This window comes from Amycolatopsis sp. 3B14, from assembly GCF_050958625.1.
Taxonomy (GTDB): domain Bacteria; phylum Actinomycetota; class Actinomycetes; order Mycobacteriales; family Pseudonocardiaceae; genus Amycolatopsis_E; species Amycolatopsis_E thermoflava.
On the sequence record NZ_JBHZEN010000077.1, the window covers coordinates 1 to 26,024 of the forward strand.

At 70.9% G+C, this 26,024-nt stretch carries 25 protein-coding genes; 12 read left to right on the plus strand and 13 right to left on the minus strand.

Annotated elements, in window-relative coordinates:
• Window positions 1-145: 145 nt before the first annotated feature.
• The gene (locus ACCP09_RS35240) at window positions 146-520 is read right to left on the minus strand and encodes a VOC family protein (protein ID WP_433753148.1); all 375 of its coding nucleotides are present in this window, start codon (window positions 518-520) and stop codon (window positions 146-148) included.
• A gap of 66 nt (window positions 521-586) precedes the next feature.
• Window positions 587-1,735 carry a hypothetical protein gene (locus tag ACCP09_RS35245; RefSeq protein ID WP_027932523.1) on the minus strand — a complete coding sequence of 383 codons (1,149 nt, stop codon included), beginning with the start codon at window positions 1,733-1,735 and terminating at the stop codon, window positions 587-589.
• A 216-nt stretch (window positions 1,736-1,951) separates the two neighbouring features.
• Between ACCP09_RS35245 and ACCP09_RS35250 the strand changes: the two genes are divergently transcribed.
• A complete protein-coding gene (locus ACCP09_RS35250) occupies window positions 1,952-3,052 on the plus strand; it encodes an adenosine deaminase (RefSeq protein ID WP_378336993.1) in 1,101 nt (366 codons plus the stop codon).
• Window positions 3,053-3,130: 78 nt separating this feature from the next.
• On the plus strand, window positions 3,131-4,324 hold the full coding sequence (locus tag ACCP09_RS35255) for an MFS transporter (RefSeq protein ID WP_433753151.1): 1,194 nt from the start codon (window positions 3,131-3,133) through the stop codon (window positions 4,322-4,324).
• On the opposite strand, the gene ACCP09_RS35260 is transcribed toward ACCP09_RS35255, so the two are convergent.
• A complete protein-coding gene (locus ACCP09_RS35260) occupies window positions 4,290-4,652 on the minus strand; it encodes a MerR family transcriptional regulator (protein WP_027932520.1) in 363 nt (120 codons plus the stop codon). The genes ACCP09_RS35255 and ACCP09_RS35260 overlap by 35 nt on opposite strands.
• A 67-nt stretch (window positions 4,653-4,719) precedes the next feature.
• On the opposite strand from ACCP09_RS35260, the gene ACCP09_RS35265 reads away from it, so the two are divergent.
• A complete protein-coding gene (locus ACCP09_RS35265) occupies window positions 4,720-5,481 on the plus strand; it encodes an amidohydrolase family protein (protein ID WP_433753153.1) in 762 nt (253 codons plus the stop codon).
• A gap of 4 nt (window positions 5,482-5,485) precedes the next feature.
• On the opposite strand, the gene ACCP09_RS35270 is transcribed toward ACCP09_RS35265, so the two are convergent.
• Window positions 5,486-6,748 carry a primosomal protein gene (locus ACCP09_RS35270; RefSeq protein WP_400979949.1) on the minus strand — a complete coding sequence of 421 codons (1,263 nt, stop codon included), beginning with the start codon at window positions 6,746-6,748 and terminating at the stop codon, window positions 5,486-5,488.
• Between the two features lie 108 nt (window positions 6,749-6,856).
• Here ACCP09_RS35270 and ACCP09_RS35275 point away from each other — a divergent pair, with 108 nt between their 5' ends.
• Entirely contained in the window at window positions 6,857-9,361 is a 2,505-nt protein-coding gene (locus ACCP09_RS35275; RefSeq protein WP_123683921.1) for a DEAD/DEAH box helicase, read from the plus strand.
• Between the two features lie 322 nt (window positions 9,362-9,683).
• Here ACCP09_RS35275 and ACCP09_RS35280 read toward each other — a convergent pair whose 3' ends face one another.
• Window positions 9,684-11,018 carry a hypothetical protein gene (locus tag ACCP09_RS35280; protein WP_433753156.1) on the minus strand — a complete coding sequence of 445 codons (1,335 nt, stop codon included), beginning with the start codon at window positions 11,016-11,018 and terminating at the stop codon, window positions 9,684-9,686.
• 154 nt (window positions 11,019-11,172) lie between these two features.
• On the opposite strand from ACCP09_RS35280, the gene ACCP09_RS35285 reads away from it, so the two are divergent.
• Window positions 11,173-12,435, plus strand: a complete 1,263-nt coding sequence (locus tag ACCP09_RS35285) for a cytochrome P450 (protein WP_037322666.1) — start codon at window positions 11,173-11,175, stop codon at window positions 12,433-12,435.
• Between the two features lie 10 nt (window positions 12,436-12,445).
• Here ACCP09_RS35285 and ACCP09_RS35290 read toward each other — a convergent pair whose 3' ends face one another.
• Window positions 12,446-13,387: a sugar-binding transcriptional regulator gene (locus ACCP09_RS35290; protein ID WP_027932514.1), complete on the minus strand. Its 942-nt coding sequence runs from the start codon at window positions 13,385-13,387 to the stop codon at window positions 12,446-12,448.
• Window positions 13,388-13,523: 136 nt separating this feature from the next.
• Between ACCP09_RS35290 and ACCP09_RS35295 the strand changes: the two genes are divergently transcribed.
• The 4 genes from ACCP09_RS35295 to ACCP09_RS35310 are packed head-to-tail and all read left to right on the plus strand — an operon-like array spanning window position 13,524 to window position 17,614.
• The gene (locus ACCP09_RS35295; protein ID WP_433753158.1) at window positions 13,524-14,528 is read left to right on the plus strand and encodes a zinc-dependent alcohol dehydrogenase family protein; all 1,005 of its coding nucleotides are present in this window, start codon (window positions 13,524-13,526) and stop codon (window positions 14,526-14,528) included.
• A complete protein-coding gene (locus ACCP09_RS35300) occupies window positions 14,521-15,861 on the plus strand; it encodes an ABC transporter substrate-binding protein (protein ID WP_433753160.1) in 1,341 nt (446 codons plus the stop codon). Before ACCP09_RS35295 ends, ACCP09_RS35300 begins: the two co-directional genes overlap by 8 nt.
• Window positions 15,858-16,793 (plus strand): carbohydrate ABC transporter permease, encoded by a 936-nt coding sequence (locus ACCP09_RS35305; protein ID WP_027932511.1) that lies wholly within the window; start codon window positions 15,858-15,860, stop codon window positions 16,791-16,793. Before ACCP09_RS35300 ends, ACCP09_RS35305 begins: the two co-directional genes overlap by 4 nt.
• A 5-nt stretch (window positions 16,794-16,798) precedes the next feature.
• Window positions 16,799-17,614 (plus strand): carbohydrate ABC transporter permease, encoded by an 816-nt coding sequence (locus ACCP09_RS35310; RefSeq protein WP_027932510.1) that lies wholly within the window; start codon window positions 16,799-16,801, stop codon window positions 17,612-17,614.
• Here ACCP09_RS35310 and ACCP09_RS35315 read toward each other — a convergent pair whose 3' ends face one another.
• Window positions 17,615-17,806 carry a ferredoxin gene (locus ACCP09_RS35315; protein ID WP_123683915.1) on the minus strand — a complete coding sequence of 64 codons (192 nt, stop codon included), beginning with the start codon at window positions 17,804-17,806 and terminating at the stop codon, window positions 17,615-17,617.
• 8 nt (window positions 17,807-17,814) lie between these two features.
• Window positions 17,815-18,999, minus strand: coding sequence for a cytochrome P450 (locus ACCP09_RS35320; RefSeq protein WP_027932508.1), 1,185 nt, complete (start codon window positions 18,997-18,999; stop codon window positions 17,815-17,817).
• Window positions 19,000-19,129: 130 nt separating this feature from the next.
• Between ACCP09_RS35320 and ACCP09_RS35325 the strand changes: the two genes are divergently transcribed.
• Together ACCP09_RS35325 and ACCP09_RS35330 are read left to right on the plus strand one after the other, a co-directional pair.
• The gene (locus ACCP09_RS35325; RefSeq protein WP_433753164.1) at window positions 19,130-19,762 is read left to right on the plus strand and encodes a TetR/AcrR family transcriptional regulator; all 633 of its coding nucleotides are present in this window, start codon (window positions 19,130-19,132) and stop codon (window positions 19,760-19,762) included.
• 11 nt (window positions 19,763-19,773) lie between these two features.
• Window positions 19,774-20,412 (plus strand): GNAT family N-acetyltransferase, encoded by a 639-nt coding sequence (locus ACCP09_RS35330; RefSeq protein ID WP_037322664.1) that lies wholly within the window; start codon window positions 19,774-19,776, stop codon window positions 20,410-20,412.
• 48 nt (window positions 20,413-20,460) lie between these two features.
• Here the strand turns inward: ACCP09_RS35330 and ACCP09_RS35335 are convergent, their stop codons facing one another.
• The 4 genes from ACCP09_RS35335 to ACCP09_RS35350 all read right to left on the minus strand — a co-directional run bounded on the left by ACCP09_RS35335 (window position 20,461) and on the right by ACCP09_RS35350 (window position 24,584).
• Window positions 20,461-21,321 carry an aldehyde dehydrogenase family protein gene (locus ACCP09_RS35335; protein ID WP_123683912.1) on the minus strand — a complete coding sequence of 287 codons (861 nt, stop codon included), beginning with the start codon at window positions 21,319-21,321 and terminating at the stop codon, window positions 20,461-20,463.
• Window positions 21,314-22,747 carry an aldehyde dehydrogenase family protein gene (locus ACCP09_RS35340; protein WP_027932504.1) on the minus strand — a complete coding sequence of 478 codons (1,434 nt, stop codon included), beginning with the start codon at window positions 22,745-22,747 and terminating at the stop codon, window positions 21,314-21,316. The genes ACCP09_RS35335 and ACCP09_RS35340 overlap by 8 nt, the downstream gene beginning before the upstream one ends.
• Window positions 22,747-23,700 (minus strand): deoxyribose-phosphate aldolase, encoded by a 954-nt coding sequence (gene deoC / locus ACCP09_RS35345; RefSeq protein WP_027932503.1) that lies wholly within the window; start codon window positions 23,698-23,700, stop codon window positions 22,747-22,749. The genes ACCP09_RS35340 and deoC overlap by 1 nt, the downstream gene beginning before the upstream one ends.
• A 272-nt stretch (window positions 23,701-23,972) precedes the next feature.
• Window positions 23,973-24,584 carry a DUF1707 SHOCT-like domain-containing protein gene (locus ACCP09_RS35350; RefSeq protein WP_027932502.1) on the minus strand — a complete coding sequence of 204 codons (612 nt, stop codon included), beginning with the start codon at window positions 24,582-24,584 and terminating at the stop codon, window positions 23,973-23,975.
• A gap of 178 nt (window positions 24,585-24,762) precedes the next feature.
• On the opposite strand from ACCP09_RS35350, the gene upp reads away from it, so the two are divergent.
• Window positions 24,763-25,386, plus strand: a complete 624-nt coding sequence (upp, locus tag ACCP09_RS35355; RefSeq protein WP_027932501.1) for a uracil phosphoribosyltransferase — start codon at window positions 24,763-24,765, stop codon at window positions 25,384-25,386.
• A gap of 17 nt (window positions 25,387-25,403) precedes the next feature.
• Here upp and ACCP09_RS35360 read toward each other — a convergent pair whose 3' ends face one another.
• Window positions 25,404-26,009: a TetR/AcrR family transcriptional regulator gene (locus ACCP09_RS35360; RefSeq protein WP_027932500.1), complete on the minus strand. Its 606-nt coding sequence runs from the start codon at window positions 26,007-26,009 to the stop codon at window positions 25,404-25,406.
• Window positions 26,010-26,024 lie beyond the last annotated feature (15 nt).

A 26,024-nucleotide genomic window follows, 5' to 3' on the forward strand; every position in this document is an offset into this window, starting at 1 on the left:
GGGTTGTCAAGGCGGGAAGCGTGCCTTGACAACCCTGGTCGGCGACTAAAGATCGGCTGTGGATCGGGGGCGGGGGAGGTCTGGTTGGGGTAGTCGCTTGCTTTTCGTTGCCGGCTTGCGGTTCGAACACCCCCCAGAGCCGCCCTCAGCTGGCTGCATCGTGGCCCAGGTCCACGATGCAGAACACGTTTCGCTCCGGGTCGGCCAGCACCACGAAGTCCGGGTCCTCCGGGTAGCGATCCCACTCCACCTTCGATGCCCCCAATCCCACGAGGCGGTCCACCTCGGCGGCCTGCTCGTCCGCCGACTCCACGAACAGGTCGAGGTGGATCCGCGGATGGCGCTGCACCGGGGTCTCGCTGCGCATCAGCCCCAGCACCGGGCCGTCGTCGCCGCTTAGGGTGCGCCAGTTCGCGTTCCCCCACTCGCTCGTCACGTGCAGGCCGAGCGCCTCCGTCCAGAACGCCTCGGCCCTCGCGAGGTCGTCGACACCGAGCACCGGGATTCCCAACCGCAACATGCCCCGAGCCTAGACACGAGAACGGCCCCGGGCATGGCGCACGCCCGGGGCCGATCCACGAGAAACTCAGGCTTCGGTGTCGTCGCCCTCGGACTTGGGCTTCACGTCGGCGTTCTTCGGCGCCCGGCCGTTGCGGGCCCGGCGCGGCTGGCGCTGCGCGGGCGGCGGCGGGGCGATCTGCGGGACCGACGGGCCGCCACCCAGCATCAGCTCCGCGAACGTCGCCATCGCCTCGTCGAGCTGGCCGCCGATGCGCCGCTCCGACTCCTCGTTGCTGCGGCGCACCAGGGAGCCCACCGAGTCGGTGTCGGGGCGGCTGGACAGCGTGCCCTCGACCCGCGAGAACCCGCTCTTGACCGCGCCGCCGAGGTCGCCGAACTGCGCGGCCACACCCTCGTCGACCTTGTCGATCCGGTTGCCCAGGTCGTCCAGGCGGCCGGTGATCTGCTCCAGCCGGGCGGACAGCGCTTCCAGCCGCTCGGTCGGGTCCAGCATCTCGCCGGTCTCGTCGATCGCGCCGCGCAGCGCCTGCGTGGCCGCCTCGACGCGCTCGCGGTGCTGGTTGTCCGCCTCGTCCACGCGGCCGCGCAGGTCGGACAGGCCGTTCTCGACCCGCTCACGCAGCTCGCCGACGCCGTTGTCCACCCGCTCGCGCAGCTCGCCCAGGCCCGAGTCGACCCGGTCGCGCAGGATGGACTCGGCCATCTCGATGCGCTCCTTCACCGGGCCGTGCACGGCCTGCGGCAGCGCCTCGAGCTTCGCGTCCTGCTTGTCCAGGTGCCCGTTCAGGTCGTCGAGGCGGCGGTGGATGTTCTCCAGCTTGTCCTCGAGCCCGTCCATCCGGCCCGCGACACCCTCGAAGCGGGCGGCCACACCGTCGAGACGGCCGTCGAGCTGGGCGAACGGCTTCGCCAGCTTGTCGACGATGCTCTCCACCGCGCGCGCCAGGTCCGCCAGCGCGTTGTCCTGCGCCTCCAGGCGCGACATGGCCTCGTCCAGGCGCTCGGCGAGCACGCCGACCTCGGTGCGGTCGGGCAGCTCCGACAGCCGCTTGCGCACGGCGCCCAACGAGTCGACCGGAGCGAGCCGCGCGTAGATGTCGTCGAGCGCGTCGAAGATCTGCTGCTGCTCGCTCTCGCGGACTTCGGCCGCGCGCACCAGCATGTTGCGCATCCGGTCGAAGGACGGAGCTCCAATGTGGTTATCAGTGGTCACTTCGGTGTCCTTCGTCGGCGGGGAAAGAGGGACGTGGGCGAAGCTTAACCATTGCGGAATTGCTCTGGGTATCGCCCCCGTAAAGGCGGGAACGTCGTGGTCACCCCGACCGGCCGAATGCGAGCCGCCGGGCGGCGGTCTGAAGCTTGACTGGAGGCTGAGAGTCGCCACCGCGCGCGTCCATGTAGGTGACCGTCGCGGGGGTACCGTCGGAGCATGTCCGACAACGCCACCAGAGTGCCCCTGACCATGGAAAACATCCGGCGGGTGCCCAAGGTCCTGCTCCATGATCACCTCGACGGAGGACTCCGTCCGGGGACCGTGATCGAACTGGCCGACGCCCTCGGGTACCGCGATCTGCCCACGACGGACGTGGCCGAGCTGAGCCGCTGGTTCCGCGACGCCGCCGACTCCGGCTCCCTGGAGTCCTACCTGGAGACCTTCGCCCACACCTGTGGCGTGATGCAGACCGAAGAAGCGCTGGTCAGGGTTGCCGCGGAGTGCGTGGAGGACCTCGCCCAGGACGGCGTGGTCTACGCCGAGGTGCGCTACGCGCCGGAGTTGTTCGTCGAGCGCGGGCTGTCGCTGGACGCGGTCGTCGAGGCCGTCCAGGCGGGGTTTGCGGAGGGTGAGCGTCGAGCCGCTCAGCAGGGAAAAGTCATCCGAATGGGTACTTTGCTGTGTGCGATGCGTCAGCACGCCCGAGCGGCCGAGATCGCCGAGATCGCAGTGCGTTACCGGGACTCCGGAGTGGCCGGCTTCGACATCGCGGGACCGGAAGCCGGATTCCCGCCCACTCGCAACCTCGACGCATTCGAATATCTGCGCACCAATAACGCGCATTTCACCATTCACGCCGGTGAGGCCTTCGGACTCGCTTCCATTTGGGAGGCGATTCAGCATTGTGGCGCCGAACGACTCGGGCACGGTGTGCGGATCGTGGACGACATCAAACGCGATCCGGACGGCACGGTCCATCTCGGCCGGCTCGCGAGCTACGTCCGCGACCGCCGCATCCCGCTGGAGATCTGCCCGTCCTCCAACGTGCAGACCGGCGCCGCGGCGTCGATCGCCGACCATCCGATCGGGTTACTCGCGGACTTGCGCTTCCGGGTGACCGTCAACACCGACAACCGGCTCATGAGCGGCTGCTCGATGTCGAGCGAGTTCGCCGCACTCGCCGACGCGTTCGGCTATGGGTGGTCCGACTTCCAGTGGTTCACGATCAACGCGATGAAGTCGGCGTTCCTCGATTTCGATCAACGGCTCGACCTGATCAACAACGTGATCAAACCGGGCTACGCCGAGTTGGTCTGAAAGCCCCTTGTGATCGTTAGCGTCGGCAAGTAAGGTCCAAGATGTAAGAACAAGTTCTCACATCTTGGGATGGTCGCGATGAGCCGGGCAGCAGGGCTGGACACGAGGAGTAGGCGCCGGTGGGGCATCCTCGCGCTCGGCCTCGCGGCCCAGACCGCGAGCTGCTCGTTCCTCTACGGCATCCCGTTCCTGGTGCCGGAGATGCGCGCGGACGGGCTGACGCTCGCGGAGGCGGGCACGATCGTCGCCGCGCCCAGCATCGGCCTGCTGTTCACGCTGATCGCCTGGGGCGCGGCGGCCGACCGCTACGGCGAGCGCCTGGTCATGGCGATCGGCCTCGGCGCGTCGTCGGCGCTGCTGCTGGTCACCTCGATGGCCGCGCCGTCGACGGGGGTGCTGTTCGCGTTGTTCCTGCTCGCCGGGGCGCTGACCGCGTCGGTCAACGCGGCCAGCGGGCGCGCGGTGATGGGCTGGTTCGGCCCGGACGAGCGGGGCACCGCGATGGGCGTCCGGCAGACCGCGCAGCCGCTCGGCGTCGGCGTCGCCGCGCTGGCCCTGCCGCCGCTGGCGCAGCACTGGGGCTTCCGGTCCGCGGTGCTGTTCCCGGCGGTGTTCGGGCTGGTGGTCGCCGCGCTGGTGGCGTGGCTGGTGATCGACCCGCCGCGGCCGGAGAAGAAGCCCGGTGCGCCGAAGCCGGCGTCGCCGTACCGCACGCCGACGCTGTGGCGGCTGCACGGGGCGAGCGCGCTGCTGGTGGTGCCACAGTTCGCGGTGTCCGCGTTCGCGCCGGTGTACCTGGTGTCGGCGCACGGCTGGAGTGCGCTGGCGGCGGGCTGGTTCCTGGCCGCGGTGCAGGTGCTGGGCGCGGTCGGCAGGCTGGCCTCGGGCTACTGGTCGGACCGGGTGGGCAGCCGCCTGCGCCCGATGCGGCAGCTGGCGGTGGCGAGCGCGGCGGTCATGCTGCTGGTCGCCGTCGGCGACGTGAGCTGGATGTGGGTGGTGCTGTTCGCGCTGGTCCTGGCCGCGGTGATCACGGTGGCGGACAACGGGCTCGGGTTCACCGCGTCCGCGGAGCTGGCCGGGATCGACTGGGCCGGGCGCGCGATGGGGACCCAGAACACGGCGCAGAACATCGCGGCGTCCCTCACGCCACCCCTGCTGGGCCTGGTGATCGGCGACTCGCGCTACGCGCTGGCGTTCTGCGTCGCCGCGGTGTTCCCGGTGCTGGCAGTCGGGCTCACACCGGTCCGAGCCGAGACTCGGTCGTCGTGATGGCCTGACGGAGCGCGGCCCGCGCGGCGGTCAGTTCCGCCGCGCGGGCGTCCAGCTCGGTGAGCCGGGCGCGCAGGGTGTCGAGGACGCCGGGGCAGGCGTCCAGGGTGCCGTCGGGGTGGGCGCAGTCGATGATGCGGCGGATCTCCCTGGTCGGCAGGCCGACGCTGAGCAGTTCGCGGATCTGCCGCACGCGCTCGACCGCGCCGGTGTCGTACTCGCGGTACCCGTTGTCGCGGCGCTGAGCGGTCAGCAGCCCGACGCGCTCGTAGTACCGCAGCAGCCGCTCGGTCGTCCCGGCGCGCCTGGCGAGTTCACCGATCAGCATCACTTGACCTTCCCACCATGTCAGGGATCAACACTGCCGGAAGTACCACGATTCCCGGAGGAAGACCTTGATCATCGACGCGCACAGCCACGTCCACGACCCCGTCGAGAAGCACCTCGCCCTCCTCGACGAAGCCGGTGTCGACAAAGCGATCTTGTTCGCGACCCGTCCGCACCCCGAACGCGCGGCGACGCTGGACGAGCTGAAGGGGGAGATGGCCGTGCTGTCGCAGAGCCTGGCCGGCAGCGGCGAAGGCCGGGCCGCGGCCCTGCGCGAACTGGACGACGCAGTGGCCGCGCATCCGGACCGGTTCGTCGGCTTCGGCTCGGTGGACCTGATGCGGCCCGGGGCTGAGGTGGCGGCCGCGGTCGAGGAGGCGTGCCGGAAGTGGCGCGGCATCGGCGAGCTGACCCCGCCGCCCGGCCGCGCCGATCTGCTCGAACCGGTGCTGCGCGCGGCAGGCGACCTGCCGGTGGTGGTCCACGGCGCGGCCCCGGCCACCGCCGCCGACCTGGCGACCATCGGCGCGCTCGCCCGGAAGTACCCGCGGACGCCGCTGGTGATCAGCCAGCTCGGCGGCGAGCACTGGATCGCCGCGATCGAGCTCGTCCGCGAGACGCCGAACCTCTGGCTCGAGCTGTCGACGGCGAGCCTGGTGTTCTCCGTGCGGCTGGCGATCGCGGAGGTGCCGGACCGGACGTTGTTCGGCTCGGACGCGCCCTACGGCGACCCGGTGCCGGCCCGCGCGCTGGTCGAGCGCGTCACGCCGTCGGAAACAGCGCGCGCCGCGGTCCTCGGTGGGAACGCGGCGCGCCTGCTCGGCCTGTGAAGCGTCAGTGGACCCGGAGCCGGTTCTCGAACGCCTCCACCAGCTTGCGCCACTCGCTCTGCTCGGTGTCGAACGGCGCGCTCGGCGCGAGCCGGCCCGGGTCCGGCTTCAGCACGAACGACACCAGCCAGCCCAGGCTCTCCGAAGTGGACAGTGCGGCGGCCACCGTGTCGTCGCCCGCCCAGTCCGCGGCGTCGGTGAGCAGCTCGACCGCCAGGTCCAGCTGCGTCGGGTCGATCGCGTCCGGGCCCTCGGCCAGGTCCTCGTCCAGGCCGGCGAGCACGTAGGTGTTCTCGGTGTCGACCTCGACCTCCAGCTCGCCCGCGGTGGCCTTGGCGAGCACCTCGTCCCAAGTGGACACCTCGGCCAGGTCGTTGTCGGCGAACGCCGCGGAGTCGGCCAGCGCCCGCGCGAGCGCCTTCTCCGACTTGAACACGTCGATCCGGCCGTCGCTGCCCAGGAAGACCGGCTCGTCGTCCAGGTAGCACCGCAGCGAGTAGTACTCGTCGCCGGCGGTGATGATCTTGATGGGGTCGATGCCGACCTCGCCCCAGAACCCGACCGGGACGTCCTCTTCTTCTTCCTCGTCGTCGGAGTCGGCGCTCTCGACCGTGTCGAGGTCCTCGTCGGCCTGCTCGGACTCGACCTCGGCCTCGGCCGACTCCTCCAGGAAGGTGGCCAGCTCCTCGGCGGTCTGCTCGAGCACACCGGCGTCCACGTCCGGCACCTTGACCAGGCCGTCGATCGCGTCCAGCACGGTGTCCCACTTCTCGGACACGGCCTCGGACAGGTCGTTCCACAGGCGCTCGCCCTCGCGGCCGGTGAACGGCAGGCGGCCCTGCTCCAGCAGCGAGAAGCCCTCGGTGGCGTCCAGCACCTCGTGGACCTCGTCGAGCTCGCACACGTCGGCCAGCGAGCGCACGATGCCGACGATCTCGGCCAGCTCGCTGATCGTCCACGAGTCCGGATCCTCGGCGACCAGCTCGGGCACGCCGACCAGGTCGTAGGAGTGGTCGTCGTCGGGGATCAGCTCCGGCACGTTCAGCGCCGGGACCGCGTTCCACGCCGGGTGGTCGATCAGGTCGTGCTGCTCGGCGGTCCGGACGAACGCGGCCAGGTGCGCGGCGTCGGGGAAGGCGTACAGATCCTCCTCGTCGCCGAGGAAGGCCTCCCACTCCTCACCGTCCTCCCGCCAGCGCGGGGCCCACAGGGTCACCAGGTCCCCCTGCGGCAGCCCGAGTTCGATCGGGACGATGTCCTGTGCCATGCCAGCCCTCCGGATTACACCTGTGTGTGGGAAGCCTACGGCTTGACGGGACCGGCCGCGATGGGCCCCATCTGCTCTCCGGCCGCGGGTGGCACGATGGTACCCACGATGACGCTCACAGACCTCCTACCAGCGGATCCCGATCCCGACACGCTGTTCGAGACGTTTTCGGCCTGGACGGCCGAACGCGGGCTCGAGCTGTACCCGGCGCAGGAAGAGGCGCTGATCGAGGTCGTCTCCGGCGCCAACCTGATCCTGTCCACGCCCACCGGCTCGGGAAAGAGCCTGGTCGCGGTGGGTGCGCACTTCACCGCGATGGCCCACGGCAAGCGCAGCTACTACACCGCCCCCATCAAGGCGCTGGTCTCGGAGAAGTTCTTCCAGCTCATCGAGATCTTCGGCGCCGACAACGTCGGGATGATGACCGGCGACTCCGCGGTCAACCCGGATGCCCCGATCATCTGCTGCACGGCGGAAATCCTGGCGAACATCGCGTTGCGGTTCGGTGCCGACGCCCCGGTGGGCCAGGTCGTGGCCGACGAGTTCCACTTCTACAGCGAGCCCGACCGCGGCTGGGCGTGGCAGGTGCCGCTGCTGGAGCTGCCGAACGCGCAGTTCGTGCTGATGTCGGCCACCCTCGGTGACGTCACCTTCTTCGAGAAGGACCTGACCCGCCGCACCGGGCGCACCACCGCGGTGGTCACGTCGGCGCAGCGGCCGGTGCCGCTGACCTACCGGTACGCGCTCACCCCGCTGCACGAGACGATGACCGAGCTGCTCACCGGCGGGCAGGCCCCGGTGTACGTCGTGCACTTCTCGCAGGCCGCCGCGATCGAGCGGGCGCAGGCCCTGATGAGCATCAACGTCACCACGCGCGCGGAGAAGGACGCACTCGCCGAGGCCATCGGGGACTTCCGGTTCTCCGCCGGGTTCGGCAAGACCCTGTCGCGGCTGGTGCGGCACGGCATCGGCGTGCACCACGCCGGCATGCTGCCCAAGTACCGGCGGCTGGTCGAGCAGCTCGCGCAGGCCGGGCTGCTGAAGGTGATCTGCGGGACCGACACGCTCGGCGTCGGCATCAACGTGCCGATCCGCACGGTGGTGTTCTCGGCGCTGACCAAGTACGACGGGGTGCGCCAGCGGCACCTCAAGGCACGCGAGTTCCACCAGATCGCCGGGCGCGCGGGCCGGGCCGGGTACGACACCGACGGGTACGTGGTCGTGCAGGCGCCGGACCACGTGATCGAGAACGCGAAGGCGCTGCAGAAGGCGGGCGACGACCCGAAGAAGAAGCGGAAGATCGTCCGCAAGAACGCGCCGGAGGGGTTCGTCAACTGGACGGAGAGCACGTTCGAGCGGCTGATCTCGTCGCCGCCCGAGCCGCTGACGTCGAGTTTCCAGGTGAGCCACGCGATGCTGCTGAACGTGATCTCGCGGCCGGGCAACGCGTTCGAGCACATGCGGCACCTGCTGGAGGACAACCACGAGGACCGGCCGTCGCAGCGCAAGCACATCCGGCGGGCCATCGCGATCTACCGGGCGCTGGTCGCCGCGGGGGTCGTCGAGCGGCTGTCCGAACCGGACTCGACGGGCCGGATCGTGCGGCTGACGATGGACCTGCAGCTCGATTTCGCCCTGAACCAGCCGTTGTCGCCGTTCGCGCTGGCCGCGATCGAGCTGCTGGACACCGAGTCGCCGACGTATGCGCTGGACGTGGTCTCGGTGATCGAGTCCACTGTGGAGAACCCGCGGCCGGTGTTGTCGCAGCAGCAGTTCAAGGCGCGCGGCGAGGCGGTCGCGGCGTTGAAGGCGGAGGGCGTCGAGTACGAGGAGCGAATGGCGCTGCTCGACGAGGTGACGTACCCGAAGCCGCTGGAGGAGCTGCTGGAGGCGGCGTACGAGACGTACCGGCGCGGGCACCCGTGGGTCGCCGACTACGAGCTGAAGCCGAAGTCGGTCGTGCGGGACATGTACGAGCGCGCGATGAACTTCGTCGAGTACATCAACTTCTATTCGTTGGCGCGGTCGGAGGGCCTGGTGCTGCGGTACCTGGCGGACACGTACGACGCGCTGCGGCGCACGGTGCCGGACGAGGCGAAGACCGAGCCGCTGGAGGACCTGATCGCGTGGCTCGGCGAGATGGTGCGGCAGGTCGACTCGAGCCTGCTGGACGAGTGGGAGGCGCTGCGGCACCCGGGGGAGGAGCCGCTGCCTGCGGAGCGGCTGCCGGAGAAGCCGCCGCCGGTCACGGGCAACGAGCGGGCGTTCCGCGTGCTGGTGCGCAACCAGATGTTCCGGCGGGTCGAGTTGGCGGCCCGGCGCGCGTACGCGGAGCTGGGGGAGCTGGACGCGGCGTCCGGCTGGAACGACATCGAGTGGGAAGCCGCGCTCGAGGCCTACTACGAGCAGCACGACCGGATCGAAACCGGCGCGGACGCCCGCGGCCCGGCGATGCTGATCATCGAGAAGGAGCCCGAGGTCTGGCGGGTGAGGCAGATCTTCGACGACCCCGAGGGCGACCACGACTGGGGCATCAGCGCCGAGGTGGACCTCCCGGCCTCCGACGAGGCCGGCGCAGCGGTGGTCCGCGTGACGGCGGTGGACCAGCTCTGAGGCCGGTCGCCGCACCGGGCGGCGCCAGCCGCGCCGGACGGCATTAGTCGCGCCCGGCACCGCCAGCCGCACCGGGCAGCACCGGCCATCCCAGGCACCGCCAGCCGCGCCGCACGGCATCAGTCGCGCGCCGGGTGGCGTCAGCCGCGCCGGGCGAGATGCTGCCCGGCGCGCGGCTGGGGTGCCCGGCGCGCGGCGGACGGTGTTGCCCGGCCTGGTCCGGAGCTACCCGGATTTCCGTCCGGCGCGGCTCGCCTCGGCGTGCTCCCGCCGTACGCCCGGTGGCTCCTGGCCGCGGCAGGCCGCGGCCAGGAGCCACTCGTCAGCGCCGGTGCCGGGGGCCGGTGTCGAGCGGGCCGGGCTCGGGTGCCGCGGTCTCCGGGTAGCGCGGCAGCCCGGCGAACGTGCCCTGCTGCTGCGGGACCGCGGGCTGTTGCGGCGGCGGGTCCTGGTCGGTCTGGGGGAACGGCTCCGGGTTGCGGCGGTACTGCGCCGGCGTCGGGGCCGTGGGCGCGACGTCCATCGGCGAGGCGACCTGCGCCTCGCCGGCGGCGTAGGCGGGCTGCCGCGCGGGCGCGTAGGGCTGCGCCGGGGACGGGATTTCGGGGGCGGGGTGTGCCCCGGACGGCGCGTCCGTGCTCGCCCACGCCTGTGCCGCCGACGGCACGTCGCCGGAGGGGGGTGATTGGCCGGCGGGCTGGCCGTCCGCGGAGCCGTAGGCCGGCCGCATCCCATCCGCGGCCGCGTAGCTGGACGGCATGTCGCTGGAGCTGGAGGTCGCCGACCTGCTCTCGCCGGAGGCCATCTCGCCGGAGGCGTAGCTGGGCTGCGCCGCGGCGGGCATCTCCCCAGAGGTGACGGCCGCCGACCTGCTGCCGCCCGAGCCGTAGCCGGGCTGTGTTCCGGCGGGCATCTCCCCAGAGGTGACGGCCGCTGACCTGCTGTCGCTCGCGCCGTAGCCGGGCTGTGCTCCGGAAGCCATGTCGCCGGAGGCGAACGCCGCCGACCTGCCATCGGCGGAGTGTGCTCCGGCGGGCATCTCCCCGGAGGCGTAGCTGGGCTGCGCCCCCGCGGGCATGTCACCGGAGGCGAACATCGCCGACCTGCCATCCCCGTACTGAGCCCCGCCGGGCATCTCGCCAGAACCGTAAGCCGCGCCCGTCGAGCTGTGCGCCGGCGCGGGCTGGTTCTCCGCGGAAGACGGCCAAGACGTGTACGACGGCATCGGCACGTCGGCCGGCGTCTTGCTGACCGGCCGTCGCGGGTCGGGCATCGGCGCGGCTGCCTCCTGCCGGTGGGCCCCGTCCATGGCGGCCGCGGGCGGGCGCTCGACCTGCGGGTTCTGCCCGGGCAGGATGTCCATCGGCGATCCACTGCGCGGCGCCGGGGCCTGGTGACGGCCCTGGGCCACCTCGTCCTCGCCGGAGTAGCCGGCCAGCGGATTCTTGGCGTTGCGCCTCGGCCCGCGCCGCGTCAGCCCCACCAGGCCGAAGAGGCCCAGCAACCCCAGCAGTCCCCACAGCCCCGGCGGCATGTTCCTGAGCTGCTCCTGCGCGAGCACGGTTTCGGCCGGCGCGGCGTTCGCCACCGCCGGGCCGAACGGCAGGAGGACGCACACCGCGGCGGCGACCGTCCCGAGGCGGGCCCTGTCAGGCATTACGGCTCACTCCCCTGGTTGTCGTGACGCCACGATGTACCCGCGCCACCCGAGTCCAGACCAGACACCGACCTAGTGGGTGACCTGCACCACCTGCGCGAGTGACTTCTCTTGCGACGCCGGAATCGTCGGACTCCGCGTGTAATCTGCGGCCATGGGGCTTCGCGCACGTGTGGTTTCCTGGGTGGGCCGCCGTTACCTCGCCAGAGCGCAGAAAAAGGGCTTCGACCTCTCGGTCCTGCCGGATTCCGCGCTCATGCCGTTGCGCCGCGACGGCCTGGACCCCGTGCCCGAGCTGGGCGCGACCAGGGCGGAGGCGCCGGTCAGCCGGTTGCCGCTGCCCTTCGGCATCACCGCGTGGCTGGTCACCGGGTACGGCGAGGCGAAAGAAGTGCTCGCGGCCACGGACAAGTTCAGCAACGACTACACCAACCTGGTCGGCAAGGCGGGGCTTTCCGCCGAGCAGAACCCCGGCGGGCTCGGTTTCGCGGACCCGCCGGACCACACGCGCCTGCGCAAGATGCTGACGCCCGAGTTCACGATGCGGCGGCTGAACCGCCTCACGCCGCGCATCGACGAGATCATCGCCGAGCAGCTCGACGCGATGGAGAAGGACGGCGGCACCGTCGACCTGATGCAGTCGTTCGCGCTGCCGATCCCGTCGCTGACGATCTGCGAACTGCTCGGGGTCTCCTATGAGGACCGTGACGACTTCCAGCGGCTGAGCACGGTCCGGTTCGACCTGTTCGCCGGGGCGGGCGCCTCGTTCGGGGCGATCTCGGAGTCACTGTCCTATTTGCTCGAAATCGTGAAGAAGCAGCGCGCGGAGCCCGGCGACGGCCTGCTCGGCATGCTGGTCAAGGAGCACGGCGACAACATCTCCGACCAGGAGCTGGCCGGCCTCGCCGACGGTGTGCTGACCGGCGGCCTGGAGACCACGGCGAGCATGCTGGCGCTTGGCGCGATCGTGCTGCTGCGGGACCGGCGGACGTTCGAGCTGGTGCGGGACTCCGACGACGCGGCGCGTGATTTCGTCGAGGAGCTGCTGCGGTACCTGACGGTGGTGCAGGTGGCGTTCCCGCGGTTCGCGCGGGAGGACGTCACGGTCGGCGGGCAGGAGATCGCGAAGGGCGACATCGTGTTCGTGTCGCTGAGCGGGGCCAACCGGGACGCCGCCCTCGGCGACGACATGGAGTCCTTCGACCCCGCCCGCCCGGCGACGCAGCACCTGGCATTCGGCTGGGGCGCGCACCGGTGCATCGGGGCGGAGCTGGCGCGCATGGAGTTGCGTGCCGCGTACCCGGCGCTGGTGCGGCGCTTCCCCGACCTGCGGCTGGACGTCGAGCCGGAGCAGCTGAGCTACCGCCGGACGTCGATCGTCTACGGCGTGGACACGCTGCCGGTGCGGGTGAAGTAACCCGCTCGTCTCAGCCCTGTCGGAGGCGTAGCACGCCTTCGGCGGCAGGCGTGTCCGTGATGAGCGTCGACACCAGTCCCGACCGCAGCACGGCGTCGATGGCCGCCGCCTTCGGCGCCGTGTAGCCGAGGGCGATCACCTCGGGCACCTTCAGCAGCTCCGCCGTGTCGATCGCCAGCACGTGGTGCGCCAGCCCGGTCGACAGCGGCTTCCCCTCGCCGTCGAACAACCGCGCCGCGACCTCCGCCCGCGCGCCCCGCGCGGTGATCGCCTCGCGTTCGGCCGGGGACACCGCGTCGTACACCGTCGACTCGCCCGGTAGCCACGCCCCGATGCTCACCACGGCCTTCGTCAGGCGCGGGAACTGCGCGAACGTCTCCGCGATGCCCGGCTGCCGTCGCAGGATCTCCGTCGTCCGGCGGTCCGGCAGCACCAGCGGCCCGTAGATCGGGTACGCGTCCCCACCCGACACCTCCGCCACCTGCCGCACCGTCTCCACCGACCGGTCCCGCATGTCCATCCCGGCCTGCACACCGCACAACTGCACGATCGGGCACTTCGGCAGCCGCCGCACCGCCGCCGCCATCGCGTTCACCGACCGCGCCCAGGACAACCCGACCACGTCGTCCTCGGTGACCGTCTCCGACAACAGCTGCGCCGCGAAGGCCCCGATCTGCCGTCGCACCTGTGGGCGCGGCCCGGTGCTCGCCGCTCGATTGAGCACGAACGCCTGCCGCAGCCCGTACGCCGACCGCAGCTCGTCGGACAGCCGCACGTCGACCGGCGCGGGGGGAGCGAACTCCACCCGCACCAAACCCTGGGACAACGCCGCGTCGATCAGCCGCGCCACCTTGAACCTGCTGATCCCGAAGTCGGCGGCGATCTCGATCTTGGACTGCCCCAGCACGTAGAACCGGTGCGCCACCAGCGTCGCGGTGAGCCCGTCCAGCATGCCAGCTTCGCTCATCTGAGCACTATAGCGCCAGCTCCGTTGACGAGAAACCACCAAAACCCCTCTAATGCATGACCAGACATGTGACCACAAAGTCGTGAGGCGCTCAAATGAGCGCAGAAAGAGGTGAGACGGCATGCGGGCCGCCATCGTCGATCAGCCGGGTTCCATCAGGGTCGGCGAGGTTCCCGATCCCACGCCGGGGGAGCGCGACGTCGTGATCAAGGTCGGCGCGTGCGGCATCTGCGGCACGGACCTGCACATCGCCGACGGGCACTTCCCCCCGACGCCCTACCCGATCGTCCCCGGCCACGAGTTCGCCGGCGAAATCGTCGAGATCGGCAAGAACGTCCCCGGCGGCTGGCAGGTCGGCGACCGGGTGGCCGTCGACCCCTCCCTGTTCTGCGGCTACTGCGACCCGTGCCGCGCCGGCCACGGCAACCTCTGCGCGAACTGGGGCGCCACCGGCGACACCGTCGACGGCGCCTTCGCCGAGTACGTGAAGGTGCCCGCGAGCACCTGCTACCGCCTGCCCGACCACCTGTCCTGGCAGGAGGGCGCCCTCGTCGAGCCGGTGTCGTGCGCGGTGCACGGCGTCCGGCGCATCGGGGTCGAAGCGGGTGAGCACTTCCTGGTCGTCGGCGCCGGGACCATGGGCCTGGTCATGCAGATGCTCCTGCAGCGGGCCGGCGCGCGGGTCACGGTCGTCGACCGCAACGCGTCCCGCCTGCCGCGGGCGAAGGACCTCGGTGCGCACGCCGTCGCCACCGATGTGTCCGAACTGGACGGTGAGCGGTTCGACGCGGCGGCCGACTGCACCGGTGCGGCCCCGGCGATCGAGGCCGCGTTCGACGCGCTGCGCCGCGGCGGGCGTCTGCTCGTCTTCGGCGTCGCCCCGGCGGAGGCACGTGTCGCGCTTTCGCCGTTCCGGATCTACAACGACGAGATCACGGTGGTGGGATCGATGGCTGTTCTGCACTCCTACGGCGCCGCGCTGGACCTGGTGGCCTCCGGCGCGATCGACACGAAAGCCCTCCTGACCGACGCGTTGCCGCTGGGGCGGTTCCCCGACGCGCTGGACCTGATGCGCAGTGGTGCGGGTCTGAAGGTGCAGGTGCTGCCGGGGGCCACGGATGCGTAAGTGGCTGGCACTCCTCGCGGTCGCCGCGCTGCTGACCCTGACCGGCTGCGCGGGCGCCGGCGCGCTCGGCGCGGGCGGCAACACGCTGGTCATCGCGATCGTGGCGAACCCGCAGATGAACGACGCGATTTCGCTGTCGCACGAGTTCGAGGCGGCGAACCCGGGCGTCAAGCTCAAGTTCGTGTCGCTGCCGGAGAACCAGGCGCGCGCGAAGATCACCGCCTCGACCGCCACGCAGGGCGGCGAGTTCGACGCGGTGATGATCAGCAACTACGAGACCCCGCAGTGGGCGGCCAACGGCTGGCTGGAGAACCTGCAGCCCTACATCGACGCCAGCCCCGGCTACGACCCGGCCGACTTCATCCCGAGCATCCGCGACTCGCTGTCCTACCAGGGCTCGATGTACGCGGTGCCGTTCTACGGCGAGTCGTCGTTCCTGGCCTACCGCAAGGACCTGTTCGAACAGGCCGGGCTGACCATGCCGGAGCACCCGACGTGGCAGCAGATCGCCGACTTCGCCGCGAAGCTGGACAACAAGCAGGCCGGTGTCGCCGGCATCTGCCTGCGCGGCAAGCCCGGCTGGGGCGAGAGCCTCGCGCCGTTCACCACCGTCGCCAACACCTTCGGCGCGCAGTGGTTCGACCAGGACTGGAACGCGAAGCTGGACACGCCGGAGTTCCGCGCGGCCGCGAACTTCTACGTGAACCTGGTCCGCGAGCACGGTGAGGTCGGCGCTTCCAGCGCCGGGTTCTCCGAGTGCGGCACGCGTTACGGCCAGGGCCAGGCCGCGATGTGGTACGACGCGACCGTGATGGCCGGGACCAACGAGGACCCGGAGTCGAGCAAGGTCGTCGGCAAGTCCGGCTACGTCGCCGCGCCGGTGGTGAAGACCGAGGCGAGCGGCTGGCTCTACACCTGGGCGCTGGCGATCCCGAAGGTCGCGAAGAACAAGCAGGACGCCTGGAAGTTCCTGCAGTGGATGACGAACAAGGAGTTCGTGCAGACCGTCGGCAAGACCTACGGCTGGAACCGGGTCCCGCCGGGCTGCCGGTTCTCCACCTACCGGATCCCCGAGTACGCCGAGGCCGCGAAGGCCTACGCCCAGCCGACGCTGGACGGCATCGACGCGGCCGACCAGCGCAAGGTGATGACGCAGCCGGTGCCCTACCCGGGCATCCAGTTTGTGGGCATCCCCGAGTTCCAGGACCTGGGCACCCGGGTCAGCCAGGAGCTCTCGGCCGCGATCGCCGGTCAGATCACCGTCGACGAGGCCATCGAACAGTCGCAGGAGTACGCGCAGACCGTCGGCGATTCCTACCGGGAGACGAAATGACCGCCGTTGCGCCCACTATCGCAAGTGGACAGAGAGTCGAAGCGAAACCGGAGAAGCGCAAGGGCACCGGAGCCTGGGCCCGCCGGGCGCCCCTGCTGCCCGCGCTGTTGTTCACCATCGTGGTGACCCAGATCCCGTTCATCCTCACAGTGGTCTACTCGTTCCAGTCGTGGAACCTCGTGCGTCCGGGGTCGCAGCACTTCGTGGGGTTCCAGAACTACGCCGACGTGTTCGCCGACTCGCAGTTCCGCGGCGCGATGCTCAACACGGTCGTCCTGACCGTGGTGTGCGTGTTCGTCGCGCTGCTGCTCGGGCTCGGCCTGGCGTTGCTGCTGGACCGCAAGTTCCTCGGCCGCGGCGTGGTGCGGACGCTGCTGATCACGCCGTTCCTCATCCTGCCCGCGGCAGGCGCGCTGCTGTGGAAGACGACGATGTTCGACCCGACCTACGGGCTGCTCAACTTCGTCTTCGGCGGCGAAACCGACTGGCTGTCGGAGTTCCCGCTGGCCTCGGTCATGGCGCAGATCGTGTGGCAGTGGACGCCGTTCATGATGCTGCTGATCCTGGCCGGCCTGCAGAGCCAGCCGAAGGACGTGCTGGAGGCCGCGCAGGTCGACGGCGCGGGCCGGTGGCGGACGTTCGCGTCGATCACGCTGCCGCACCTGTCCCGGTACCTGCAGCTGTCGGTGCTGCTGGGTGCGATCTACATCGTGAACAGCTTCGACGCGATCTTCCTGATGACCCAGGGCGGTCCGGGCACCGCGAGCACCAACCTGCCGTACTACATCTACCAGCGCGCCTTCCAGGGCTTCGACATCGGCCAGTCCTCGGCGATGGGCGTGATCGTGGTGGTCCTGACGCTGATCGTCGCGACCTTCGCGCTGCGTCTGATGTTCCGCGCGTTCGACGTGAGCAAGGGGGTCGTGAAGTGAGCACCCTGCGCAGGCGGCTCGGTCCCGCCTCACTGACCACCGCGACGTGGGTGGTCGCGATCCTGTTCGTGTTCCCGCTGATCTGGATGGTGCTGACCGCCTTCAAGCAGGAGGCCGACGCCTACACCGATCCGCCGCGGATCGCGTTCACCCCGACGCTGGACCAGTTCGCCAGCATCTTCGAGCGCGGGTTCCTGCCCTACCTGGGCAACTCCGCGTTCGTGACGATCCTGTCCACGCTGATCGTGCTGCTCCTGGGCGTCCCGGCGGCGTACGCGCTGTCGCTCGCCCCGGTGCCCAAGACCAGCAACGTGCTCGGGTTCTTCCTGTCCACGAAGATGCTGCCGGTCGTGGCCGCGATCATCCCGCTGTACGTCATCTCGCAGCGAACTCAGCTGCTGGACAACGTGTGGGCGCTGGTCATCCTCTACACAGCGATGAACCTGCCGCTGGCGATCTGGATGATGCGCTCGTTCTTCCTCGAGGTGCCCACCGAGATGATCGAGGCCGGGCGCGTCGACGGGGCGAGCCTCCCGACACTGCTGTACCGGGTGATCCTGCCCGTGGTCGCGCCCGGCATCGCGGCGACCGCGTTGATCTGCGTCATCTTCTCGTGGACCGAGTTCTTCTACGCGGTCAACCTGACGGCGGCGCGGGCCGGCACGGTGCCGGTGTTCCTCGTCGGCTTCATCACCAGCGAGGGCCTGTACTGGGCGCAGCTGTCGGCGGCCGCGCTGCTGGCCTCGCTGCCGGTGATGATCGTCGGGTGGATCGCGCAGAACCACCTGGTCCGCGGCCTTTCGATGGGCGCGGTGAAGTAGCTACTCCTGCAGGGACAGCGCCATGGCGGGGCACAGCTTGACCGCTTCGCGGGCGCTGTCCAGCTGCCCGCCCTCGGGGTTTTCGACCAGGACCACGACCGTGCCGTCGTCGTCCTGGTCGAACACCTCCGGTTCGGTCAGCACGCACTGGCCCGCGCCGATGCAGAGATCGGTGTCCGCGACGATGCGCATGGCTCCTCCTACCAGGTCACCGGGAACTCGTGGATACCGTAGACGCTCGCGTCGTCCTTGAACGGCAGGGAGTCCAGCGGCACGGCAGGCCGCAGGCCGGGGATCCGCCGGAACAGGGTGTCGAACACGATCTGCAGCTCCATCCGCGCGAGGTTCTGGCCGAGGCACTGGTGCGCGCCGAAGCCGAACGCGAGGTGGTGCCGCGCGCCCCGCTCGATGTCCAGCTCCTCGGGGTGGTCGAACGCGTCCGGGTCGCGGTTGGCGAGGTTGCTCAGCGGCACCACGCCCTCGCCGGCCTTGATGAGCACGCCGCCGAGCTCGACGTCCTCCACCGCCACGCGGGAGACCGCGAACTCGGCGATCGTGAAGTACCGCAGCAGTTCCTCGACCGCGGGCAGCGTCTTCGACGGGTCCTCCTGGATCTTCCGGATGTCCTCCGGGCGCTCCAGGAACGCCATGGTGCCCAGCGAGATCATGTTCGCTGTGGTCTCGTGCCCGGCGACGAGCAGCAGGAACGCCAGACTGACCAGCTCTTCGCGGTCGTCCTGCTTGTCGAGCTGGCGGCTCAGCAGGTCGTCGGCCGGTTCCTGCGCCTTCCGCTCGATCAGCTCGCCCAGGTAGTCGCGCAGCGCGTCGATCGACGCCTTGCGTTCCGCGGGCGGCGTGACCCGGCTGAGCAGGCGGGACGAGTGCAGCTGGAAGAACTCGTGGTCGGCGTACGGGACGCCGAGCTGCTCGCAGATGACCAGTGACGGCACCGGCAGGGAGAGCGCTTTCACCAGGTCGGCCGGTTTGGGGCCGGCGAGCATCGCGTCGATGTGCTGGTCGACGATCTCCTGGATGCGCGGGCGCAGCGCCTCCATCCGCCGCACCGTGAACTCGCCGACCACCTTGCGCCGCGCCGGGCCGTGCTCCGGCGGGTCCATGCCGATCAGCGACGCGCGGAAGCCGGTGTTGATCCGCTGTCCCTTGACCAGCAGCGGGAAGTTCGGGTTGCGCCGGTCGGAGCTGAACCGCGGGTCGGTCAGCATCGCCCGGATGTCCTCGTGCCGGGTGATCGCCCACGCCGTCTCGCCGCTGGGCAGCGTCACCCGCTGGATCGGCGCCTCGTCCCGCAGTCTGCGGTGCTCATCCGGCGGCGCGTACGGGCAGCCGCGGGTGATGGGCAGTGTGGCGGGAAGCTGAGCGGTCACGGTGTTGCCCCCAATCCGGACAAAATGTGGAAGGATGTCGTCCACTTATCGCCAACGTACTGATGTGGAAGTTTTTCGTCCACCTACGTTCGGGTGAGAGAATCTCGCGGGGGTGACGGAGAGGAACGACATGACGGCTTCGGAAACGCGGCTGCGCGCGGACGCCCAGCGCAACCGCGACCAGATCGTCGCCGCCGCCCGCCAGGTGTTCGCCGCAGCGGGACCGGACGTGCCGATGGAGGAGATCGCACGCGCCGCGGGAGTCGGCGTCGGCACGCTCTACCGGCGCTTCCCCGACCGGGAGGCGCTGATCCGGGCCGTCGCGCGGGAGAGCTTCGCGCAGGTCCTCGCCGACGCGCGGGAAGCGGCGGCCGAGGAACCGTCGGCGTTCGACGCACTGGTGCGCGTGGTCGGGCGGTCGCACCAGCTGCAGGCCAGCGTCCAGCTCGCGCTGGTTTCCGAGCGGGCACGGGAAATCCTCAAGGGCGACCCGGAAACCGCCGCGTCCCGCGACGCGCTGATGGCCGAGCTGGATGCGATCGTGCAGGCGGCGCAGGCCGAGGGGTCGATCCGCGCCGACGTCGGGACCGGCGACGTCGCCATCCTGTTTTCCCTGGTGCTGCGCCAGCCGCCGGCGGTGGACGACCCCGCGCTGCTGGCCTTCGAACGCGCCGCGGCGATCATGCTGGACGGGCTCCGGTCGAGCTCCGGCAGCCCGTTGCCGGGGCGTCCGATCACCGGCGAGGACCTCCGGATTTCTTGACGGGTACCGGTATGGTGCTCGCGATGGTGATGCCTCCGCCCCGTCTCGACCTGGCGCGCTACCGCGCCCCGGTCTGGGCCGACGTGCCTGCGCGCGCCGGGCGGAAGGTGCGGCTGCGGGTGATCACGCCGGCCGATCAGCGCAGGCTGGCCGGGTTCGACCGGGAGGCCGCGGATACCCGCCGCGTCGGGGAGTACCGGCACTGGGCGGCGCACCGCGCCGAAGCCGACTTCCACTTCGCGATCGAGACCCTGCGCGGCGGTCTCGTGGTGGGCTCGCTGTCGGCCACCGAGGCGGATTCCCCGGACCGGTTCAGCTACGGCATCGGGATCGGGCCGCAGCACCGGCGCTGCGGTTACGCGGGCGACGCGGTGATCACGTTGCTGCGCTTCATGTTCGGTGAGCGCGGCTACCGGAAGTGCGAGGTCAGCATCTACGGCGGCAACGTGGCGTCGCTGTCGATGCACGCCGGGCTCGGCTTCCGCGAGGAGGGCCGCGTCCGGGACACCGAACTGTCCCGCGACGGCGTCAAGTACCTGGTGCTGATGGGCATCACGGACACCGAGTTCGCGGAGATCCACCCGGACTTCCCGGCCACCAGCCCGCGGGGACGCCACTGGCGCCCCCGCGGCCGGCACCGCGACCGCTAGTCCGGCCGCGTGACCGCCGGACCGCCCGGCAGCCACGCGGCCGCGCCGCTAAACACCCATCGGGTGCCAGACGGTCTTCGCCTCCAGGTAGCGCCGCAGCCGGGCGATGTCCGGGCGCTGCGTCCAGTCCGGCTCCTCCGCGGGCACGGCCAGCACGCGCTTCACCGTCCCGGCCGCCTCGCGCGCCAGTTCCGCGCGGTCCTCCGCGCCCGTCGGGTCCAGCGCATTCACGTCGCCGTGCGAGGCCAGCCACGGGCCGAGCTCCGCGGCGCGCCCGGTGAGGATGTTGGCCACCCCGCCCGGCAGGTCGGACGTCGCCAGCACCTCGGACAGCGTGATCGCGGGCAGCGGCCGCTCCGCGCTGCTCACCACGACCGCCGTGCAGCCGGTCGCCAGGGCCGGCGCCAGCACGCTCACCAGCCCGAGCAGTGACGACTTCTGCGGCGCGAGGATCCCGACCACCCCGGTCGGCTCCGGCACGGTGAACGAGAAGTACGGCCCGGCGACCGGGTTCGCCGCGCCCAGCACGCTCGCCACCTTGTCCGTCCACCCCGCGTACCAGACCCAGCGGTCGATCGCGGCGTCCACGACCGCCTCGGCGCGCCGCCCGGACAACCCCTCGGCGGCCCCCACCTCGGCGACGAACTGGTCGCGGCGCCCCTCCAGCACCTCCGCGACCCGGTACAACACCTGCCCGCGGTTGTAGGCGGTCGCACCCGACCAGCCGGGGAACGCCTTGCGCGCGGCCACCACCGCGTCCCGCACGTCCTTGCGCGAGGCGTGCGCGGCGTTGGCGAGGAAGTTGCCCTTGCTGTCGGTCACCGGGTACACCCGGCCGGACTCCGAGCGCGGGAACTTGCCGCCGATGAACAGCTTGTACGTCTTCGCGACGGTCACGCGCTCAGACACTGAGGTACCCCTCCAGACCGGTGCGGCCACCCTCGCGGCCGAAGCCCGACTCCTGATAGCCACCGAACGGCGCCGCCGGGTCGAAGCGGTTGAACGTGTTGGCCCAGACCACCCCGGCGCGCAGCCGGTTCGCCGTCCACAGGATCCGCGAGCCCTTCTCGCTCCAGATTCCGGCGGACAGCCCGTAGGGCGTGTTGTTGGCCTTCGCGACCGCCTCGTCCGGCGTGCGGAACGTGAGCACCGACAGCACCGGACCGAAGATCTCCTCGCGCGCGATCCGCATCGACTGGTGCACGCCGGAGAACACGGTGGGCGCGAAGAAGAACCCGCGGTCGGGCACCGGGCACGGGCTGGTCCACCGCTGCGCGCCTTCGGCCTCGCCGGAGTCGGCCAGCTCGCGGATCCTGGTCAGCTGCTCGGCCGAGTTGATCGCGCCGACGTCGGTGTTCTTGTCCAGCGGGTCGCCCAGCCGCAGCGTCGAGATCCGGTGCCGCAGCTTGTCCAGCAGCTCCTCGGCGACGGACTCCTGCGCGAGCAGCCGGGAACCGGCGCAGCACACGTGGCCCTGGTTGAAGAAGATGCCGTTGACGATGCCCTCGACGGCCTGGTCCAGCGGCGCGTCGTCGAAGACCACGTTCGCGGCCTTCCCGCCCAGCTCCAGCGTGAGCCGCTTGGGCGTGCCCGCGACCTGGCGCTGGATGAGCTTGCCGACCTCGGTCGAGCCGGTGAACGCGATCTTGTCGATGCCCGGGTGCTCGACCAGCCGCGCGCCGACGTCCCCGGCGCCCGGCAGGATGTTCACCACCCCCGGCGGCAGACCGGCCTGCTGGCAGATCTCGCCGAACACCAGCGCCGTGAGCGGGGTCGTCTCGGCCGGCTTGAGCACCACGGTGTTGCCGGTGGCCAGCGCGGGCGCGATCTTCCACGCCAGCATCAGCAGCGGGAAGTTCCACGGGATGATCTGCCCGGCGACGCCCAGCGGCTTCGGGTCCGGCCCGTAGCCGGCGTAGTCGAGCTTGTCGGCCCAGCCCGCGTGGTAGAAGAAGTGCGCCGCGACCAGCGGCAGGTCCGAGTCGCGGGACTCCTTGATCGGCTTGCCGTTGTCCAGCGTCTCCAGCACAGCCAGCTCACGCGAGCGTTCCTGGATCAGCCGCGCGATGCGGAACAGGTACTTCGCGCGCTCGCTGCCCGGCATCGGGCCCCACGTCTTCTCGAACGCCTTGCGCGCGGCCTTCACCGCGGTGTCGATGTCGGCGGCGCTCGCGGTCGAGACTTCGGCGAGGACCTCCTCGGTGGCCGGGTTGACGGTCTTGAGAGGCTCGCCGCCGCCGTCGACGAACTCGCCGTCGATGAACGGCCGGTAGCTGGGCTTGAGGTTCGCCAGGTCGCGCGACTCGGGCGCGGGCGCGTACTCGAAGGCAGGCATCAGTCCACCGCCACGTAGTCGGGGCCGCTGTAGTGGCCGTCGTGCTGGGTGCGCCGCTGCAGCAGCAGGTCGTTGAGCAGGCTGGACGCGCCGAAGCGGAACAGCTCCGGCGTGAGCCACTGCTCGCCCGCGACCTCGTGCACGGCGACGAGGTACTTGATCGCGTCCTTGGTGGTGCGGATGCCGCCGGCCGGCTTGACACCGCGCAGCTCGCCGGTGGTGGTGAACCAGTCGCGGACGGCCTGCAGCATCACGTGCGTGACGGGCAGCGTCGCGGCGGGGGAGACCTTGCCGGTGGAGGTCTTGATGAAGTCGCCGCCCGCCAGCAGGGCCAGCCAGGAGGCGCGGCGCACGTTGTCGTAGGTGACCAGCTCGCCGGTCTCCAGGATGACCTTCAGGTGCGCGTCGCCACAGGCGGCCTTGACGGCCTGGATCTCCTCGAACACCTCGCCGTAGCGGCCTTCGAGGAACGCGCCCCGGTCGATCACCATGTCGACCTCGGTCGCGCCGGACTCCACGGCCAGCGCCACGTCGGCGAGCTTCACCTGCCGGGACGACCGCCCCGACGGGAAGGCCGTGGCGACGCTCGCGACGCCGATGCCGGTGCCCTTGAGCCCGTCGACGGCCGTCGCGACGAGGTCCGGGTACACGCACACCGCGGCGACCTGCGGCGTGTCCGGCCGCTCCGGGTCGGGACGCCGCGCCTTCGCGGTCAGCGCGCGGACCTTGCCGTGCGTGTCGGCGCCCTCGAGCGTGGTGAGGTCGACCATCGAGATCGCGGTGTCGATGGCCCAGAGCTTGCTGGACTTCTTGATGCTGCGGGTGGCCAGGGCGGTGGCCCGGGCTTCGACCCCGACCTGGTCCACACCGGGCAGGCCGTGCAGGAAGCGCCGGAGGCTCGCGTCGTCGCGGGTGGCGTCGGCGAGAGCGGCCGGCAGGGTGGGTGCGCTCACCCGCCCAGGCTAGCTGGGCTGCCGCGGGAATGGCCGCACCTCCTCCGCGCCCGGAGGAGGTGCGGCCTGCGGGCGGGGCTACGGGTGCGGCCCCGCCCGGTCGACGAGCCCGCCGGCGAGCAGCGCCGTCCCGGACGCGCGGCCGGATCCGTCGGCAGGGTCTCCAGGTAGTCGTAGGTGGTGTTGTGCAGCGAGGTTTCGCCGATCTGCAGGAGATCGTCCCGGGTATCCGGGGCGCCGCCGCTTGTCGAACGCGACGAGCATCGTCTAAGTCAGCCCTCGATCTGCCCCTGGCCCTTCCGCGGCTTGCGCACGACCGTGACCGCGCCCCAGAACGCGAGCCCGGTGACCTTGACGACCGGCGCGCCCGGCGGCGGGGGCTGCGTGGACGCGCCGCCGCGGTCCTGGCTCTCGAACGCGCCCATGAAACCGACGCCGGTGACCTCGACGATGATGTCGTCGGGCACCACGATGTCGATGCCGCCCATGATCGCGACGGCGGTGATGGTGGTGTGGCGTTCGCTGAACCGGGCGCTGCGCAGGTCCATCTCGACGCCGCCCCAGAACGCGACGCTGGTGTGCTCCGGCGGCACGGTCCACGGGCCTTTGCGGTTGACGCCGGACATGACGGCGACGGAGGCCTTCGAGCCGGGCACCCCGCCGATCCGGTCGTCCGGGGTGAGCGCACGCGGCGCGGCGGGCTGCACGGCGGCCGATGACACCCCCGGCAGGTCCGCGACCGGCGGCTCCAGTTCGGCGAGCGTCTTGGCGGCGTACACGGTGTCGAGCCGCTCTTCCAGTTCCTGCACGGTGATCCGCCCCTCGGCGAGCGCGTTGTGCAGGATCTGCGCGACCCGTTCCCGGTCCGCGTCGGAGGCCCGCATCGGCGGGCGCTCGGGGGTCCCAGGCTGTTCCACCGCGCGAGCCTATCGGGGTCCGCCTGCTTCCGGGTCACCTTCCGGAGACTGTTCCGGCGTGCTACCCAGGTCCGCTGCCGATTCCCAGCGCCGCGACCACGGTGCGCATCCGGACCACCCCCGTTGTCGGCTACCGTGACGCTCCATGGACGTGCTTGTCGTCGATCACCCGCTGGCCAAGGCCAGGCTGTCGACCATGCGTGACGCCCGCACGGACAGCGCGGCCTTCCGGGCGGCCCTGCACGAGCTGACCGTCATGCTGATCTACGAGGCCACCCGCGAGGCGCCGGTGCGCACCGAGCGCATCCACACGCCGGTCGCCCGCACCGACGCGTACCGCCTCGCGAACCCGCCGCTGCTGGTGCCCGTCCTGCGCGCCGGGCTGGGCATGGCCGACCAGGCGCACAAGCTGATCCCTGAGGCGCAGATGGGTTTCGTCGGCCTGGCGCGCGACGAGGAGACCCTCCAGCCGACCCCGTACATGGAGTCGCTGCCCGACGACCTGTCCGACCGCCCGGTGTTCGTCCTCGACCCGATGCTCGCCACCGGCGGCTCGATGGAGTACACGATCCGGCTGCTGACCGGCCGCGGCGCCACCGACGTCACCGCGATCTGCGCACTCGCCGCGCCGGAGGGGATCAAGCACCTGGAGGACAGCGGCCTGCCGGTCCGCGTGGTCACCGCGAGTATCGACGAACGGCTCAACGACTCCGGCTTCATCGTTCCCGGACTCGGCGACGCCGGTGACCGTCAATACGGTGCCCGCTGACTGGAACGGCAACGTCGCTACTCCCGGACCTGGGTCGAGCGCCAGCCGTCGGCGTGAGCGCGAAGCGCCGTCTCGTAGGAGGCGGCCACGTCGAAGTCCCGCGGCAGGTTCCCGTTCAGCTCCAGTGACACCAGCCCGTGCACGATGCCCCACGCGCTGACCGCGATCACCTCGGGCGCGACCGCCCGGAACACGCCGGCGGAGATCGCCGCGCGCACGGTGTCGACCAGCGGCGCGAGCGAGTCCCGCGCGGTCCGCGTCGCCTCCGCGCCGGGCTCGAACCCGGGCAGGGCCTTGGTGAACATGATCGAGTACAGGTGGGGGTCGGCCAGCGCGCTCTCCCGGTAGGCGAGCCCGAGCCGCACGAAGTCCTCCACCGGGTCGCCGGAGCGCGAGATGCCCCGCAACCGCGCCCCGAAGCGCCGGAACCCCTCCAGGTAGACGGCGTTGACCAGCTCGGGTTTGCCGCCGAACAGCGAGTACACCGCGGTGGTCGAGGTGCCCACGTCGGCGGCGAGCTTGCGCAGACTGAGCGCCTTCGGCCCGTCCGCCGACAGCAGTTCCCCGGCCCGGTCGAGCAGTTTCAGCCGGAGTGCTTCGTCGTGGGTCCGGGGTCGCGGCATGCCCCCAGGCTATCG

Bases quoted from the DNA above. Each gene is read 5' to 3' on its own strand.
- ACCP09_RS35240 (WP_433753148.1), bottom strand. From the start codon at position 520: ATGTTGCGGTTGGGAATCCCGGTGCTCGGTGTCGACGACCTCGCGAGG.
- ACCP09_RS35250 (WP_378336993.1), top strand. From the start codon at position 1,952: ATGTCCGACAACGCCACCAGAGTGCCCCTGACCATGGAAAACATCCGG.
- ACCP09_RS35255 (WP_433753151.1), top strand. From the start codon at position 3,131: ATGAGCCGGGCAGCAGGGCTGGACACGAGGAGTAGGCGCCGGTGGGGC.
- ACCP09_RS35260 (WP_027932520.1), bottom strand. From the start codon at position 4,652: ATGCTGATCGGTGAACTCGCCAGGCGCGCCGGGACGACCGAGCGGCTG.
- ACCP09_RS35270 (WP_400979949.1), bottom strand. From the start codon at position 6,748: ATGGCACAGGACATCGTCCCGATCGAACTCGGGCTGCCGCAGGGGGAC.
- ACCP09_RS35275 (WP_123683921.1), top strand. From the start codon at position 6,857: ATGACGCTCACAGACCTCCTACCAGCGGATCCCGATCCCGACACGCTG.
- ACCP09_RS35280 (WP_433753156.1), bottom strand. From the start codon at position 11,018: ATGCCTGACAGGGCCCGCCTCGGGACGGTCGCCGCCGCGGTGTGCGTC.
- ACCP09_RS35285 (WP_037322666.1), top strand. From the start codon at position 11,173: ATGGGGCTTCGCGCACGTGTGGTTTCCTGGGTGGGCCGCCGTTACCTC.
- ACCP09_RS35290 (WP_027932514.1), bottom strand. From the start codon at position 13,387: ATGCTGGACGGGCTCACCGCGACGCTGGTGGCGCACCGGTTCTACGTG.
- ACCP09_RS35295 (WP_433753158.1), top strand. From the start codon at position 13,524: ATGCGGGCCGCCATCGTCGATCAGCCGGGTTCCATCAGGGTCGGCGAG.
- ACCP09_RS35300 (WP_433753160.1), top strand. From the start codon at position 14,521: ATGCGTAAGTGGCTGGCACTCCTCGCGGTCGCCGCGCTGCTGACCCTG.
- ACCP09_RS35305 (WP_027932511.1), top strand. From the start codon at position 15,858: ATGACCGCCGTTGCGCCCACTATCGCAAGTGGACAGAGAGTCGAAGCG.
- ACCP09_RS35315 (WP_123683915.1), bottom strand. From the start codon at position 17,806: ATGCGCATCGTCGCGGACACCGATCTCTGCATCGGCGCGGGCCAGTGC.
- ACCP09_RS35325 (WP_433753164.1), top strand. From the start codon at position 19,130: ATGACGGCTTCGGAAACGCGGCTGCGCGCGGACGCCCAGCGCAACCGC.
- ACCP09_RS35330 (WP_037322664.1), top strand. From the start codon at position 19,774: ATGGTGCTCGCGATGGTGATGCCTCCGCCCCGTCTCGACCTGGCGCGC.
- ACCP09_RS35340 (WP_027932504.1), bottom strand. From the start codon at position 22,747: ATGCCTGCCTTCGAGTACGCGCCCGCGCCCGAGTCGCGCGACCTGGCG.
- ACCP09_RS35350 (WP_027932502.1), bottom strand. From the start codon at position 24,584: ATGCGGGCCTCCGACGCGGACCGGGAACGGGTCGCGCAGATCCTGCAC.
- upp (WP_027932501.1), top strand. From the start codon at position 24,763: ATGGACGTGCTTGTCGTCGATCACCCGCTGGCCAAGGCCAGGCTGTCG.
- ACCP09_RS35360 (WP_027932500.1), bottom strand. From the start codon at position 26,009: ATGCCGCGACCCCGGACCCACGACGAAGCACTCCGGCTGAAACTGCTC.